We start from the raw sequence: 13,966 nt of genomic DNA on the forward strand, positions 1-13,966 counted from the left end.
GGGCGCGGTCTCCCTCTTGACCGCGCCCCGCGGACCAGCCGCAGTGCTATCGCGAGTTACGATCTAAGCGCATCAGTCGTGTCGCTCTCGAACCCGAGCGGCGACCAGACGCAGTCACCGGCTGCGCTCGAAGGCATGATGCTCCGACGAGGACGAGGTGGGACGATGGCGCAGCGACGCGCGACGGTGTACGACGTGGCTGAGCGGGCCGGGGTATCCATCGCCACCGTCTCGTTCGCGTTTCGTCAGCCCGATCGGGTCCGGGGGCGTACGCGGGAGGCGGTGTACCGCGCGGCGAGCGAGCTCGGCTACGCCCCTAGCGCCAGCGCGCGACAGCTCGCCGGAGGCATGGAAGGAGCACTCGGTCTCTACGCTTTCGACATGGTGCTGCCCAGTGACCGGGAAGGCACTCCTGAGAGCTTGAGCGCTCTGCTGGAGCATGAGCTGGGCGGTGGCCTGCAGCTGAACCGTTTCCCGCTCTACGTCGACGAGATCCAGCACGGTTTTCAGCTGGAGTCGATGCGCCGTGGTCGCAACGTCATGATCGGCTCTGCCGCCAGCGACGATCACGTCGCCACGATGGACATCGCGGGGAGCATCGACGGTCTGGCCATGTTCCCCGGCACGGTGATGCCCGAGGTGATGTCGAGGGTCGCGGACCGCGTGCCGGTCGTCGTGTTCAGCCGTTCGGTCGACGACGACTTCTTCGAGGTGCGCGTCGACAATGTCGCCGCCATTCACGAGATGGTCGATCACCTCGTGGATGTGCATGCGCACCAGCGCATCGCCTTCGTCGGCGGGCTCAGCGCTCCCGACATCGTCGAGCGGTTCGCCGCCTTCCAGGATGCGGCCCGTCGGCGGGGTCTCCCGGTCCCTGCCGAGCCTTTCGACTCGACGGCACTCACGGGCGCTCGTCTCGCCGGCGTGCGCCAGGCGATCGAGAACCGCGACCTGCCGGATGCCCTGCTGTGCGCCACCGATCAGCTGGCGCTGACCGTGCTCGACTACCTCTCGGAGCACGGGGTGCGAGTGCCCGAGGACGTCGCGGTGACCGGCTTCGACGGCATCGCCGCGAGCCTCGCCTGCACGCCTCCGCTCACCACCGTTCGCCAGCCCTTCGTGACGATGGGCCGCCTCGCCGTGAGGATCCTCCTCGGGGACGAGGACGTCGTGGGAACGCGGAAGCACATCCTGCCCACGCAGCTGGTCCGCCGCGCCAGTTGCGGGTGCACCGAAGCGTCTTGACCGCGCCGTCGCGCGTCCCTCAGGAAGAGACGGTCTCGTGCTTGCGCAAAGCGATCGAAGCGCATAGATTTATGCGCATTGATTTCAATCTCAACGGAGAGGTGAGGTACCTGGTGAAGACGAAACTCCTCGCGGCGTCTGCGATCGCTATCGCGGCGACGCTCGCCCTCAGCGGCTGCGGCCGTGCGGATTCGGCGGCTGAAGCGCCCGACAAGACATCCGTGCTCAGCGACGGACCGGCGACCGGGACGGTGAAGATGTGGGCGATGGGTACCGAAGGCGAGCTGCTGCCCGACTTCGTCAAGGCCTTCGAAGAGGCGAACCCCGAGGTCGCTGTCGAAGTGACGGCCATCCCATGGGACTCCGCGCTCCAGAAGTTCCAGACCGCCATCGCCTCCGGGAACGTGCCAGACGTCGCGATGATGCCCGGTCTGCCGATCTTCAAGAACGCGTACGCGCCCGTGCCGGACGGCATCGATGTATCCGGCATGTTCGAGGGCTCCGTGGCGACCGGGAATATGGACGGCGCGCAGCTTCAGGTGCCCTGGTACGTCGACACCAGGGTGCTCTATTACCGCACGGATCTCGCCGAGCAGGCGGGCTGGACCTCGGCGCCGAGCACGTGGGACGAGCTTCACCAGTTCGCCGGCGACATGCAGAAGAAGGCGGGTGCCGAGTGGGGCATCCGACTCCCCGCCGGTGGACCGGGCAGCTTCCAGAACACGCTGTGGATGCCGTGGTCGGCAGGAGGCGAGCTGATGGACGATGGTCAGGACGAATGGAGCCTGGACACCTCGGAGTTCGCCGCTGCGTACGAGTACCTGAAATCGTTCTTCACCGACGGTATCGCGAACCCGAATGCAGATCCTGCGCCGGCAGCGGCAGTCAACGACTTCATCAGCGGAGCGAACCCCGCCCTCATCACGGGTCCGTTCTTCGCCGGCCTGCTGAACGGTGCCGCGAAGGACCTTCCCTATGCGACGACCGTGCTTCCGGCGGACGAGTCATCGACGTCCTTCGTTGGCGGAGCGAACCTGGTGGTGTTCAAGGAGGCGGCCAACAGCGATGCCGGCTGGAAGCTGGTGCGCTGGCTCAGCGAGCCGGAGACACAGGTCGCCTGGTACGAAGCCTCCGGTGACCTGCCGGCCGTCCAGTCCGCCTGGGAAGACCCGGTGCTGAAGGACGACGACACGCTGGCGGCATTCGGCGAGCAGTTGCAGACCGCGAAGTCGCCGCCGCAGATCGTCTCCTTCGACAAGGTCGGGGATGAAGGCGATGCCGTCATCGAGCAGATCATCCGCGGTACCGTCACCGTCGAGGACGGGCTCGCCTCTCTCCAGAAGCGGGCCGACGAGATCGGCACCGAGTGACTGTGACGTCTCAGCCCGAGGTGCTGCGTGGAGCCGGGCGCGGCCCGGCTCCACGCAGGACCGGCGCCGCGCGCCGCCGAAGGGCCACGTGGATCGCGTGGGGATTCGTGACCCCCTTCGTCGCGGTCTTCTCGGTGTTCATGCTCCTGCCGATCCTGAGCTCGCTCCTGCTGTCGTTCACGGACATGACGTCGGCGGACATCCGCACGCCGTTCGCCGTGGACTTCGTGGGTCTGGGGCAGTACGCAACGGTTCTGAGCGACCCGGATTTTCAGACCGCAGCGCTGGTCACCGCCGCGTTCGTCGTGATCGGCATTCCGGTCACCGTGGTGTTCGGCCTCGCGCTCGCCATCGCGCTCAACTCGGGCATCCGGCGCGCTCGCCCCCTCTTCCGGGTGATCTTCTACGCACCGGTGGTCACGAGCATCGTCGCTGTGGCGGTCATCTGGAAGTACATCCTCGCCCCGGACGGCTTCCTGAACATGGGTCTGGCTGTCGTGGGCATCGCCGGACCCGACTGGCTCAATGACCCCGCCTTCGCGCTGCCGTCGCTGATCGCCATGGCCGTGTGGCGCAACACGGGGACGCTGATGGTCATCTTCCTCGCCGGGCTGCAGGGTATTCCGCAAGAGCTTCTCGAGGCCGCCACCGTGGACGGTGCCGGCGCGTGGCGGCGGTTCACCAGCGTCACCGTTCCCCTGCTTCGACCGACCATTCTGCTCGGCAGCGTGCTGATCTCCATCGGCTACCTGCAGTTCTTCGAGGAGGCGTTCGTGATGACCGGCGGCGGGCCGCTGAACTCCACGCTCTCCGCCACCCTCTACACCTTCCGCATCTTCGAGTACGGCGACTACGCCACCGCATCCGCCGCGAGCTACATCATCTTCCTCGCCATCGCCGTGGTGTCCGTCGTCCAGTTCCGGGTCTTCAGGAGGAAGACATGAGCACCTCCACCCCTACCGAACTCGGCCCTGGCACTTCACCGAGTGCGAGCCGGCCGTCCACTGACAGCACCCCCGAGCGGGTCGGCGTCGGCGTGCCCCGGCGGACGCGTAGGCGACACGGTGGTGCACGGCGACTGACCGGGCGGGCCCTGGTCTATCTCGTCCTCGGCGCGGGTGCCGTGCTGTGGGTGCTGCCCTTCGTCTGGATGGTGCTGGGCTCCGCGAAGTCGCAGGTCGAGATCTTCGCCGATCCGCCGACGTGGTGGCCGGCCATGCCGACGATGGAGAACTTCGTCCGCTGGTTCACCGAGCTCGATTTCGGCGTGTACTTCACGAACAGCCTGGTGGTGGCCCTGCTCACGGTGGCCGGCAATCTGCTGTTCTGTTCGATGGTCGGCTACGCGCTGGCCAAGATCGAATTCGCGGGAAAGCGGATCCTGTTCACCGCGGTGATGATCACGCTGATGGTGCCGGCAGTCGTCACCTTCGTCCCCCTTTTCGTCATCGTGGCGAACATGGGCATCCTGAACACCATCGCGGCCCTCGTGCTGCCCTTCCTCACTGCGCCGGTCGGCGTTTTCCTGATGCGACAGTTCATGCTCGAGATCCCCGATTCGCTTCTGGAAGCTGCGCGTATCGACGGCGCGTCCGAGATCAGGGTCTTCCTGCAGGTCGTGTTGCCGATGTGCGGCCCCGCGCTGGCGACCTTGGGCATCCTGACCTTCCTGGGCTCGTGGAACAACTTCCTCTGGCCCCTCGTCGCGAGCCAGGCCCAGCACATGTACACGCTGCCCGTCGCCCTCTCCCTGTATTCGACCGGGCAGTTCGCGACGGACTACGGCACCCTGCTGGCGGGTTCGGTTCTGATCATCACACCGATCCTGCTGCTGTTCGTGTTCCTGCAGCGCTACTTCGTGCAGGGCCTGGCGACGACAGGGATCAAATGACCACTCATACCGACCCTCCGACAGCTTCTGGAGCTCACATGCCACATCCGCTGACCTCGTTCCCCACCGGATTCCTGTGGGGTGCGGCCACCGCGGCGCATCAGACAGAGGGCAACAACGTCAACACCGACAGCTGGATGGCCGAGAACGCCGTGCCGCCGCGCTTCGCGGAGCGTTCGGGCGATGCCTGCGACAGCTATCACCGCTGGCCGGACGACCTCGACATCGTCCGTGACCTCGGCCTCGGCGCCTATCGTTTCTCGATCGAGTGGGCACGTGTCGAGCCCGAGCCGGGCCACTTCTCGCAGGCCGAGATCGCCCACTACAGCCGCATGGTGCAGGGATGCCTCGAGCGGGGCATCACGCCGGTGGTGACGCTGCATCACTTCAGCTCCCCGCGCTGGTTCCGCCGCGACGGGGCATGGACGAGCGCCTCGGCCGCGGACCGCTTCGCCCGGTACGTGGAGGCTGTGCTCCCCGCCCTCGACGGCGTGCACTGGATCTGCACCATCAACGAGCCGAACATGGTGGCGATGGCCGAGGCGCGCCTGAGCGCGGAGCAGCACGTTCCCGCCGCGCCGGGAGTGCCGGCCCTGTCCGACGAGGCGTTCGAGGGGCTGGCATCGGCTCATCGCGCAGCGCGTGAGGTGCTGGCTGCGCTCCCTGGCGTTCGGTCAGGATGGACGGTCGCCAATCAGAACGTGACGGCAGTCGACGGCGCCGATGAGCTGGCGGATCGGGTCCGGAACAGTGTCGACGATCGCTTCCTCGACGTCGGGCGATCCGACGACTTCATCGGCGTTCAGGCATACTCGCGGATGCTGATCGGCCCGGACGGTCTTCGGAAGGCCACCGCTTCGCGGCAGACGCAGATGGGCTGGGAGTTCTATCCGGCGGCTCTCGCCGAGGCGGTGCGGCACACCGCGGCGCGCGTCGGCGACGTGCCGATCCTCGTCACCGAGAACGGGATCGCCACGCCGGACGATTCCGAGCGGATCGAGTACACGCAGCTGGCGCTGGAGGGTCTGCGGGCGGCGATGGAGGACGGGATCGACGTGCGGGGTTACCTGCACTGGTCGCTGCTCGACAACTACGAGTGGGGCTCGTGGGATGCCACGTTCGGGCTCGTGGCCGTCGACCGGACCGATTTCCGAAGGACGGTCAAGTCCAGTGGGCGCTGGTACGGGCAGGTCGCGCAGACGAATGGCGCCATTCTCTCGGAGTCCGACCAGACGGCGGGAGCATTGCGATGACACGCCACGGCGCCGGCCCGGAGGAGCTCGTCGTGCCACGGCCGCAGTCCATCGCCTTCGAGGGGCGTCGTATCCCGTTCGAACCAGCCCGCGTGCACATCACCCTCGAGCCGGGTCTCGAGGGTGCGAAGAGGTGGCTTGAGGCCGAACTCGAGATGCTCGTCGTGGGGGACAGCCACCCCCACGAGAGCACCGACCTCGTCGTCGAACTGGCGATCGGCCCTGCGCCCGCGGGCGTCGTCGCCGCGACGGGTGTGGATCCTGCGGCGAGGCCGGAGGACGAACGCCACATCGTGGAGATCGCCGACGGCCGGGTGCGGATCGTGGGGCCGACGCCCCGCGCGGTGCTTCGCGGCGTCGCGACGCTCCTGCAGCTTCTCAACGCGCCAGACAGGATGCTTCCGATCGTGCGCATCGAGGACGGACCGCGCTACGCGTGGCGCGGTCTCTCACTGGATGCGGTGCGCCACCCGTTCACCGTCGAGGAGATCGACCGGGTGGTCGACCTCCTCGCGAGGTACAAGCTCAACGTGCTTCATCTGCACCTCACCGATGCCCAGGGATGGCGGCTCGCATCGACACCGCATCCTCTCCTCGAGACCGTCGCAGGCGGCCCCGTGATCACCGCTGAGGATCTTCAGGCGCTCACCGCCCGCGCGGCCGCGCTGGGCGTCACGATCGTGCCGGAGGTCGACCTGCCTGGCCACGCCGCTGCAGCGGTGCGAGCGTATCCGGCCCTCGCCGCGAACGAGACGACCGCCCGGCTCGGATATCTCGACCCGGCCGTCGAGGGCGTCGAGGACTTCATCCGCGCCGAGGTCGCGGAGTTCGCAGAGGGTACAGACGCCGAGTTCCTCCATATCGGCGGCGATGAGCCGTTCGGGATGCCCGAGGCGGCGTATCGCGAGGCCATCAGGATCGCCGTGGGCGCGGCGCACCAGGCCGGCAAGCGTGTCGTCGCCTGGCAGGAGGCGGTGCGCGCCGGTGCCTTGGATGAGCATGATCTCGTGCAGTTCTGGATCGGCGCCGAGAACGAGATCGACGTGGATGCGAAGAAGGCGGAACTGCCACCCGAGGCGCATCGGTTCGTGGACGCGATGGTCGAACTGTTCGCCAAGGCCCCGGATGACCTGCCGCTGGCCGCCGCGGCGGGCATACCGGTGCTGATCTCGTCGAACGATGTCCTCTACCTCGACCGGAAGTACGCCGAACCGGCGGCGACGGTCGAGGGTGAGAAGCGGCGCAGGCGGCTGGGCTTTCCCGACTATCCCGCGAAGACCCTTCGCGAGATGCATGAGTGGACGCCGCAGGCACTCGTGGAGGGCCGCGGCGTGAGCGTCGCCGGAGTGGAGGCTGCGATCTGGGCCGAATCGATCGAGTCGTTCGACGACCTGGCGTTCCTCCTGCTGCCGCGGCTGGGCTCAGCCGCGGAGCGCGCCTGGCAACACGACGCCACGAGGTGGGACGACTACAGCGGGCGGATCGCCGCTCACCGACCGGTCTGGCAGCGGCTCGGATGGGGTGCCGCTTTCTCGCCTGGAACCGCAGAGCCGGGAACGGCTCGGAACGAGCAGGAGCGGTGAGGTCCGTGCAGGCGGAACCGTGGCAGATCCGGCCGGCACGAGCGGACGACGAACGCGAGGTGGCGAGGCTTTACGACGTGTGCCTTCGAACCGGTGCGAACGGGGAGGATGCGACCGCCATGTTCCACGACCCGCGGATCCTCGGCGACCTGTTCGTCGGACCATATCTGCGGCTGGAGCCCGAGCTCGCCTGGGTTCTCCTCGATGCCGGCGGTGAGCCCGCCGGCTTCGTGCTCGGCGCGGCCGACACCGCTCAGTTCGAGGCCGCAGCAGAGAAGCACTGGTGGCCGGCCGTGCGAGTGCGCCATGCGGATGCCGCCGTCCCCGGCGAGGAGCGGTCGTGGGGAGATGCCTCAGTGCGTCGCGCCATCCTGAGCCCTCCGGTGACGCCGCCCGCGGTGACCGAGGAGTATCCGGCCCACCTGCACATCGATCTCCTGCCGCAGGCGCAGGGCGCAGGTCATGGCCGGCGCCTGATCGGCACACTTCTCGCAGCTCTGGAGGCCAGATCCGTTCCCGGGGTGCACCTCGGCGTCGGCACCGGGAATGTCAGGGCGATCGGCTTCTACCGTCGGCTGGGTTTCGATCTCATAGCCGACGAAGGCAGTTTCCTGCGACTCGGGCTCCGGCTGCCCCGTGTCAACGGGTCCGACACGACGAAAGGCTGGCACTCATGGAAGAGCTGACGAGAGAGCACAAGGCTCGGCTGGTCGCCGGCGCGTCCACCTGGAAGACGGTCTCAGGTGGGCGTGACCTCCCCGAGCTTCTGCTGGCCGACGGTCCGCACGGGGTGCGAAGCCAGGGAGCTCAAGGCGACTCCGTCGGCATCGGCGACAGCCTTCCGGCGGTGTGCTTCCCGCCTGCCGTCGGCCTCGGTTCGACCTGGAACCCGGCCCTCCTCGAACGTGTCGGCAACGCCCTCGGCGATGAGGCGGCGCGGCTGGGCGTGAACGTGCTGCTCGGCCCCGGCCTGAACATCAAGCGCTCGCCGCTGGGCGGACGCAACTTCGAGTACTTCTCGGAGGATCCGCGACTGAGCGGCACCCTCGCGGCAGCGATGGTGCGCGGCATCCAGGCTCGCGGCGTCGCCGCCACCCCCAAGCACTTCGCTGCGAACAACCAGGAGACCGACCGCATGCGGGTCGACGTCACCGTGAGCGAACGCGCGCTCAGGGAGATCTACCTCCCCGCGTTCGAACAGGTGGTGCGCGACGCGGGTCCCTGGGCCCTGATGTCGGCGTACAACCGGGTCAACGGGGTGTTCGCGAGCGAGAACCACTGGCTCCTCGAGGAAGTGCTGCGCGACGAATGGGGCTTCGATGGCCTGGTGATGTCGGACTGGGGTGCCGTGGACGACCCGGTCGCCGCCGTCGCAGCCGGGCTCGATCTCGAGATGCCGCCGAGCGGACGTCATACCCGCGTCCTGGAGGCACTCGAGGAGGGACACGTCGACGAGGCTGTGCTCGACAGCGCCATCGAAAGGCTGCGCCGGCTTGCGGCACGGACGGCGCGCCCGACGGCGGTCGACGACCGCGCGTCCGCCCAGGCAGTCGCATTGGATGCCGCACGAGAGGCCGTCACCCTGCTCGAGAACGACGGCATCCTGCCTCTCGCCGTGGAAGACCACACGCGGATGCTCGTGGTCGGCGAGTTCGCCCGCACCCCACGCTTCCAGGGCGGGGGGTCGTCTCGTGTTCAGCCGACCCGCGTGCTCAATGCGCTCGACGCGCTGCGCGAGCGCGTGGCCGGCACGATCGCCTTCGAGCCCGGCTTCACCCTCTCACCGGGGGCGGACACCGACCTGGCGGACGCGGCAGTCGCCGCCGCGTCCGACGCCGACGTCATCATCGCCTTCCTCGGCCTGCCCGACCACGCCGAGTCGGAGGGCTTCGACCGGACGGATCTGCTGCTGCCCGCTGATCAGCTCACCCTGCTGGAACGGCTGCGGGCGACGGGGCGGCCGGTCGTGGTGGTCCTGTCCAACGGTTCGGTGGTGGACATCGCCTCGTGGCGTGACGGGATCGCAGCGATCGTCGAAGGGTGGCTGCTCGGTCAGGAAGGCGGCCGGGCGATCGCCGAGGTCCTGCTGGGCGAGGTCAGCCCGAGCGGTCGGCTGGCGGAGAGCATCCCGCTGCGCCTGGAGGATAATCCGAGCCATCTCACCTTTCCCGGTCGCGACTCGCAGGTTGTCTACGGCGACGACATCTTCGTCGGCTACCGGTCCTATGACACGCTGGGCACTCAGGTCGCCTACGCGTTCGGCTTCGGACTCTCGTACACGTCTTTCCGCTATCACGATCTGCAGATCGTGGAGATCGGCCGCAACCGCTGGGCTGTGCGCGTCAGAATCCGAAACACAGGCAGCAGAGCGGGATCCGACGTCGTCCAGCTGTACGTGGCGGCGGATGGCGGTGAGGTGCGTCGTCCGGCGCATGAGCTGCGCGCCTTCGCCAAGGTGAAGCTCGCTCCGGGGGAGGAGAAGCCCGTCGAAATGGAGATCGGGCCGCGGGATCTCGCGTTCTGGAACGCGCAGGCGCGGCGCTGGCAGGTCGAACCGGGGCGGTACCGGATCGAAGTGGGCGCGTCCTCGAGGGACATCCGGCTGCGCGGCGAGATCCACAGCCCCGGTGACGGCATCATCGACCCGCTGCGCGCCGATTCCACACTCGCGGAGTGGGAGCGCAATCCCGTGAGCGCGAAGGTGCTCGAGCAGATGCGTGCCGGCATGCCGGCAGGCATGGCGGAGAAGGCTCCCGAACTGCTGGCCATGGTGCGATCGACGCCGGTCATGAAGCTCACCACGTGGGGTCTCGGGCTGACCGAGGAGATCGTGCAGGACGTGATCCGGAAGGCGAACGACGCTCTCGCCGATGGGACGACCGAGTGACGACGCTGGTCAGCGGGGCGGGGTGGGAGCCGTTCGTGCACGGTGCAGGCTCGCTCGAACCTGGATCGGCCGGACTGGCCGTGCATCGCTATCCCGCGAACGCCCGAGTGCAGGTCGACGACATCATGTTCCGCTTCGCGGAGGCGTGTCCCGTCGGCGTGAGTCTGCGATTCGTGGCGAAGGGTGAGGTGGAGTTGACCATCGCCGCGACCACGGTCATGCAGGACGGAGGGGCGGCGCCTGAGGTCGCGCTGATGGTGCGCGAGGGGGAGTCGGAGCGGATGCTGCCGCTCACCGACCCGTCGCTCATCGTGATCGACGGCGACGCCACGGTGCGCGAGATGAGGCCAAGGCCTCCGCAGACTGTGCGGTTGACGGCGGCATCCGGGGGAACCGTCGAGGTGCTGCTGCCGCACAACGCCCGGGTCGAGCTGGTGGCACTGGCCGCGGACGGCGGCATCGAGCCGTGGCCCGCCGCCGGGCTGCGCTGGACCCATTACGGCAGCTCGATCAGCCAGGGCTTGAACGCTGTGTCGGCATCGCGCACGTGGCCGGTGGCCGCGGCGGCGCAGCTGGGGTGGCGACTGCGCAACCTGTCCATAGCGGGCAACGCGCAACTCGACGGCTTCGCGGCGCGGGTGATCCGCGACCAGCCGGCTGATCTCATCACGCTCAAGGCCGGCATCAACCTCGTCAACGCCGACAGCATGCGCGAGCGGACGTTCCGTCCCGCCGTCCACGCCTTTCTCGACACTATTCGGGAGCGACAGCCGGATACTCCGATCGTTTTGATATCGGCGTTGTCCTGCCCCATCCACGAGGACTCGCCCGGCCCGGTGGTCACCGGTGAGGACGGCAGGGCCCGCGCGGCGCGACGGGCGGTCGAGGGTGACACGGGAGCCCTCACGCTCTCGCGGAGCCGCGAGATCCTCGCCGAGATCGTCGCCGCCCGCGGTGACGACAGACTGGCGTACTGGGACGGGCGGGAGCTTCTCGGCGCGGCGGATTCCAATGCGCTGTACGACGGACTCCACCCCGACCAGGGTGGTCTCGACCTCATCGCCGACCGCTTCGTGGCGGGCATTCGCGAGCGTGCAGGAATGGGGCCGGCCGACATCTGACCGCGCGCGCAGGTCGGAGCGCGGGTGTAGCGTTGCCCGGTGACTTCCGCCTCGACGTCTCCCGTCAAGACCCGCAGCCCGTGGCCCGCCCTCTGGGCACTCGTCATCGGCTTCTTCATGATCCTGGTCGACACGACGATCGTGTCGGTGGCCAATCCCGCGATCAAGGCGGCACTCGACCCCGACACGAACAACCTCGACAACGTCGTGTGGGTCACCAGCGCGTACCTGCTCGCCTATGCCGTGCCGCTGCTCATCACCGGGCGGCTCGGCGACCGCTTCGGTCCGAAGAACATCTACCTGATCGGTCTGGTCGTCTTCACCGCCTCCTCGCTGTGGTGCGGTCTGTCGTCGACGCTCGAGGGCCTCATCGCCGCCCGGGCGGTGCAGGGCCTCGGGGCCGCCTTCATGACGCCGCAGACCATGGCCGTCATCACGCGGACCTTCCCGCCCGCCCGCCGTGGTGCGGCGATGGGTCTGTGGGGCGCGACCGCAGGAGTGGCGACCCTGGTCGGGCCGCTCCTGGGCGGACTGCTCGTCGACGCGTTCGGCTGGGAGTGGATCTTCATCATCAACGTGCCCGTCGGCATCCTCGGTTTCGTGATGGCATGGATGCTCGTGCCCAAACTCGAGACGCACCCGCACCGGTTCGATCTGGTGGGGGTGGTGCTCAGCGCCGCCGCGCTGTTCCTCATCGTGTTCGGCCTGCAGGAGGGCGAGAAGTACGACTGGGGTGTGATCGTCGGACCCATCTCGGTGTGGGGGCTGATCGGCGCGGGGGTGGTGCTGCTGGCGGTGTTCGTGCTGCAGCAGTGGAGGACCAAGAGCGAGCCTCTCGTGCCGCTGGCGCTGTTCCGCGACCGCAACTTCGCCGGCGCGAACGTCGGCATCGCCGCAGTCGGCTTCACGGTGACCGGGATGTCGCTGCCGTTCATGTTCTTCCTGCAGCTGGCCCGTGGGCTCAGCCCCACCGAGGCGGCGCTGCTGATGATCCCGATGGCGGTCGTCTCCGGTGCGCTGGCGCCGCTCGCGGGCGCCCTGCTCGACAGGGTGGATCCGCGCTTCATCCTGATCCCCGGTCTGCTGTGCGTCGCGGGCGGCGTGCTGTGGAACGCCTCACTGATGAACGTGGATTCGCCGACCTGGATGTTCCTGCTGCCGTCCGCGCTGCTCGGCATCGGCAATGCGGGGATGTGGGGTCCGCTCGCCACGACCGCCACCCGCAATCTGCCCCCGCGCCAGGCCGGCGCCGGCGCAGGGATCTACAACACGACGCGGACGATCGGCTCTGTCGTCGGATCATCGGCGATCGCGGCGTTCATGCAGGCGCGGCTCGAGGCGAACCTTCCAGGACTCGAGGACGCGTCCGGCGGTATCGGGTCCGGCGGCGGCGCACTGCCGGACGTCGTGGCCGAGGGCCTGTCGGCGGGTATGGCCCAGACGATGATGCTGCCGGCATCCGTCATGGTCGTGGCCCTGATCGCGTCGCTCTTCCTCCGTCGCCACCGGATGCAGACCGAGGATGCTCCTCGCTGACGCGGCATCCCGGTTCACGGTGAAGGCCGCCCGACAGTCTGTCGGGCGGCCTTCGTGGCGTCAGCCGTCAGCGCGTGGCGAAGGCGGCGTCGAACGCGGCATCCGACGGCCGGTACGACGACAGCTTCCTCACGAACTCGAGCGCTTCCGTCGCCCCCAGCAGCCGGTCCATGCCCGCATCCTCCCACTCGACGGAGAGCGGGCCCTCATAGCCGATCGCGTTGAGCATGCGGAAGGCGTCCTCCCAGGGCACGTCGCCGTGACCCGTGGAGATGAAGTCCCAGCCCCGGCGCGGGTCGGCCCAGGGCAGGTGCGATGACAGCCGGCCGTTGCGGCCGTTGCCGAGGCGCTTCTTCGTGTCCTTGCAGTGCACGTGGTAGATGCGGTCCTTGAAGTCCCACAGGAACGCGACCGGGTCGATGTCCTGCCACACCATGTGCGACGGATCCCAGTTGAGGCCGAACGCCTCTCGGTGCCCGATGGCCTCCAGGGCGCGCACGGTGGTCCAGTAGTCGTACGCGATCTCCGACGGATGCACCTCGTGCGCGAATCGCACGCCGACCTCGTCGAACACGTCGAGGATGGGGTTCCATCGGTCGGCGAAGTCGCGGTACCCGGCGTCGACCATGTCGTCGGTCGCCGGCGGGAACATCGCCACGTACTTCCAGATCGACGATCCGGTGAACCCTGTCACGGTCTTCACTCCGAGCTTCGCCGCGAGGCGAGCCGTGTTCTTCAGCTCTTCGGCGGCACGCTGCCGCACGCCTTCCGCTTCGCCGTCGCCCCATACCCGATCCGAGAGCATGCCTCGGTGGCGCTGGTCGATCGGGTCGTCGCACACAGCCTGACCCTTGAGGTGATTCGAGATCGTCCACACATGCAGGCCGTTGCGCTCCAGGATCGCCAGGCGATCCTGGATGTAGGGGTCGTCGTCCCACCGCCACGGGTCCAGGTGGTCGCCCCAGCAGGCGATCTCGAGCCCGTCGTAGCCCCACTCGCCCGCCAGGCGGCAGACCTCTTCGAAGGGCAGATCGGCCCACTGCCCGGTGAACAGCGTGACTGGTCGTGACATCATCGTCC

Annotated in this window: 11 protein-coding genes; 10 read left to right on the forward strand and 1 reads right to left on the reverse strand. The window is 68.2% G+C overall.

The genetic code is table 11. From position 1 onward, the window contains the following. Positions 1-165: 165 nt before the first annotated feature. The 10 genes from RIN43_RS10440 (at position 166) to RIN43_RS10485 (ending at position 12,886) form a co-directional block, all read left to right on the forward strand. Positions 166-1,245: a LacI family DNA-binding transcriptional regulator gene (locus RIN43_RS10440; RefSeq protein WP_309128856.1), complete on the forward strand. Its 1,080-nt coding sequence runs from the start codon at positions 166-168 to the stop codon at positions 1,243-1,245. Positions 1,246-1,358: 113 nt separating this feature from the next. Further along, positions 1,359-2,615, forward strand: a complete 1,257-nt coding sequence (locus RIN43_RS10445; protein ID WP_309128857.1) for an extracellular solute-binding protein — start codon at positions 1,359-1,361, stop codon at positions 2,613-2,615. A 107-nt stretch (positions 2,616-2,722) separates the two neighbouring features. Then, positions 2,723-3,559: a carbohydrate ABC transporter permease gene (locus tag RIN43_RS10450; RefSeq protein ID WP_375163734.1), complete on the forward strand. Its 837-nt coding sequence runs from the start codon at positions 2,723-2,725 to the stop codon at positions 3,557-3,559. Next, complete coding sequence (locus RIN43_RS10455) at positions 3,556-4,506, forward strand: carbohydrate ABC transporter permease (protein ID WP_309128858.1); 951 nt, start codon at positions 3,556-3,558, stop codon at positions 4,504-4,506. Before RIN43_RS10450 ends, RIN43_RS10455 begins: the two co-directional genes overlap by 4 nt. 38 nt (positions 4,507-4,544) lie before the next feature. Beyond that, on the forward strand, positions 4,545-5,759 hold the full coding sequence (locus tag RIN43_RS10460; RefSeq protein WP_309128859.1) for a family 1 glycosylhydrolase: 1,215 nt from the start codon (positions 4,545-4,547) through the stop codon (positions 5,757-5,759). Then, positions 5,756-7,342, forward strand: coding sequence for a family 20 glycosylhydrolase (locus tag RIN43_RS10465; protein WP_309128860.1), 1,587 nt, complete (start codon positions 5,756-5,758; stop codon positions 7,340-7,342). Before RIN43_RS10460 ends, RIN43_RS10465 begins: the two co-directional genes overlap by 4 nt. Further along, positions 7,339-8,028 (forward strand): GNAT family N-acetyltransferase, encoded by a 690-nt coding sequence (locus RIN43_RS10470; protein ID WP_309128861.1) that lies wholly within the window; start codon positions 7,339-7,341, stop codon positions 8,026-8,028. The genes RIN43_RS10465 and RIN43_RS10470 overlap by 4 nt, the downstream gene beginning before the upstream one ends. Next, positions 8,016-10,229, forward strand: coding sequence for a glycoside hydrolase family 3 C-terminal domain-containing protein (locus tag RIN43_RS10475; protein ID WP_309128862.1), 2,214 nt, complete (start codon positions 8,016-8,018; stop codon positions 10,227-10,229). Before RIN43_RS10470 ends, RIN43_RS10475 begins: the two co-directional genes overlap by 13 nt. Further along, the gene (locus RIN43_RS10480) at positions 10,226-11,350 is read left to right on the forward strand and encodes a GDSL-type esterase/lipase family protein (protein WP_309128863.1); all 1,125 of its coding nucleotides are present in this window, start codon (positions 10,226-10,228) and stop codon (positions 11,348-11,350) included. Before RIN43_RS10475 ends, RIN43_RS10480 begins: the two co-directional genes overlap by 4 nt. Before the next feature lie 117 nt (positions 11,351-11,467). Then, entirely contained in the window at positions 11,468-12,886 is a 1,419-nt protein-coding gene (locus tag RIN43_RS10485) for an MFS transporter (RefSeq protein WP_375163739.1), read from the forward strand. 67 nt (positions 12,887-12,953) lie between these two features. On the opposite strand, the gene RIN43_RS10490 is transcribed toward RIN43_RS10485, so the two are convergent. Then, a complete protein-coding gene (locus RIN43_RS10490; protein WP_309128940.1) occupies positions 12,954-13,958 on the reverse strand; it encodes a sugar phosphate isomerase/epimerase family protein in 1,005 nt (334 codons plus the stop codon). Positions 13,959-13,966: the final 8 nt, after the last annotated feature.

The sequence above is a fragment of the Microbacterium sp. genome (genome assembly GCF_031178445.1).
In the GTDB taxonomy this organism is placed as follows: Bacteria; Actinomycetota; Actinomycetes; order Actinomycetales; family Microbacteriaceae; genus Microbacterium.

Coding starts and splice junctions, on each gene's coding strand:
- RIN43_RS10440 (WP_309128856.1), top strand. CDS start 166: ATGGCGCAGCGACGCGCGACGGTGTACGACGTGGCTGAGCGGGCCGGG.
- RIN43_RS10455 (WP_309128858.1), top strand. CDS start 3,556: ATGAGCACCTCCACCCCTACCGAACTCGGCCCTGGCACTTCACCGAGT.
- RIN43_RS10460 (WP_309128859.1), top strand. CDS start 4,545: ATGCCACATCCGCTGACCTCGTTCCCCACCGGATTCCTGTGGGGTGCG.
- RIN43_RS10465 (WP_309128860.1), top strand. CDS start 5,756: ATGACACGCCACGGCGCCGGCCCGGAGGAGCTCGTCGTGCCACGGCCG.
- RIN43_RS10475 (WP_309128862.1), top strand. CDS start 8,016: ATGGAAGAGCTGACGAGAGAGCACAAGGCTCGGCTGGTCGCCGGCGCG.
- RIN43_RS10485 (WP_375163739.1), top strand. CDS start 11,468: ATGATCCTGGTCGACACGACGATCGTGTCGGTGGCCAATCCCGCGATC.
- RIN43_RS10490 (WP_309128940.1), bottom strand. CDS start 13,958: ATGTCACGACCAGTCACGCTGTTCACCGGGCAGTGGGCCGATCTGCCC.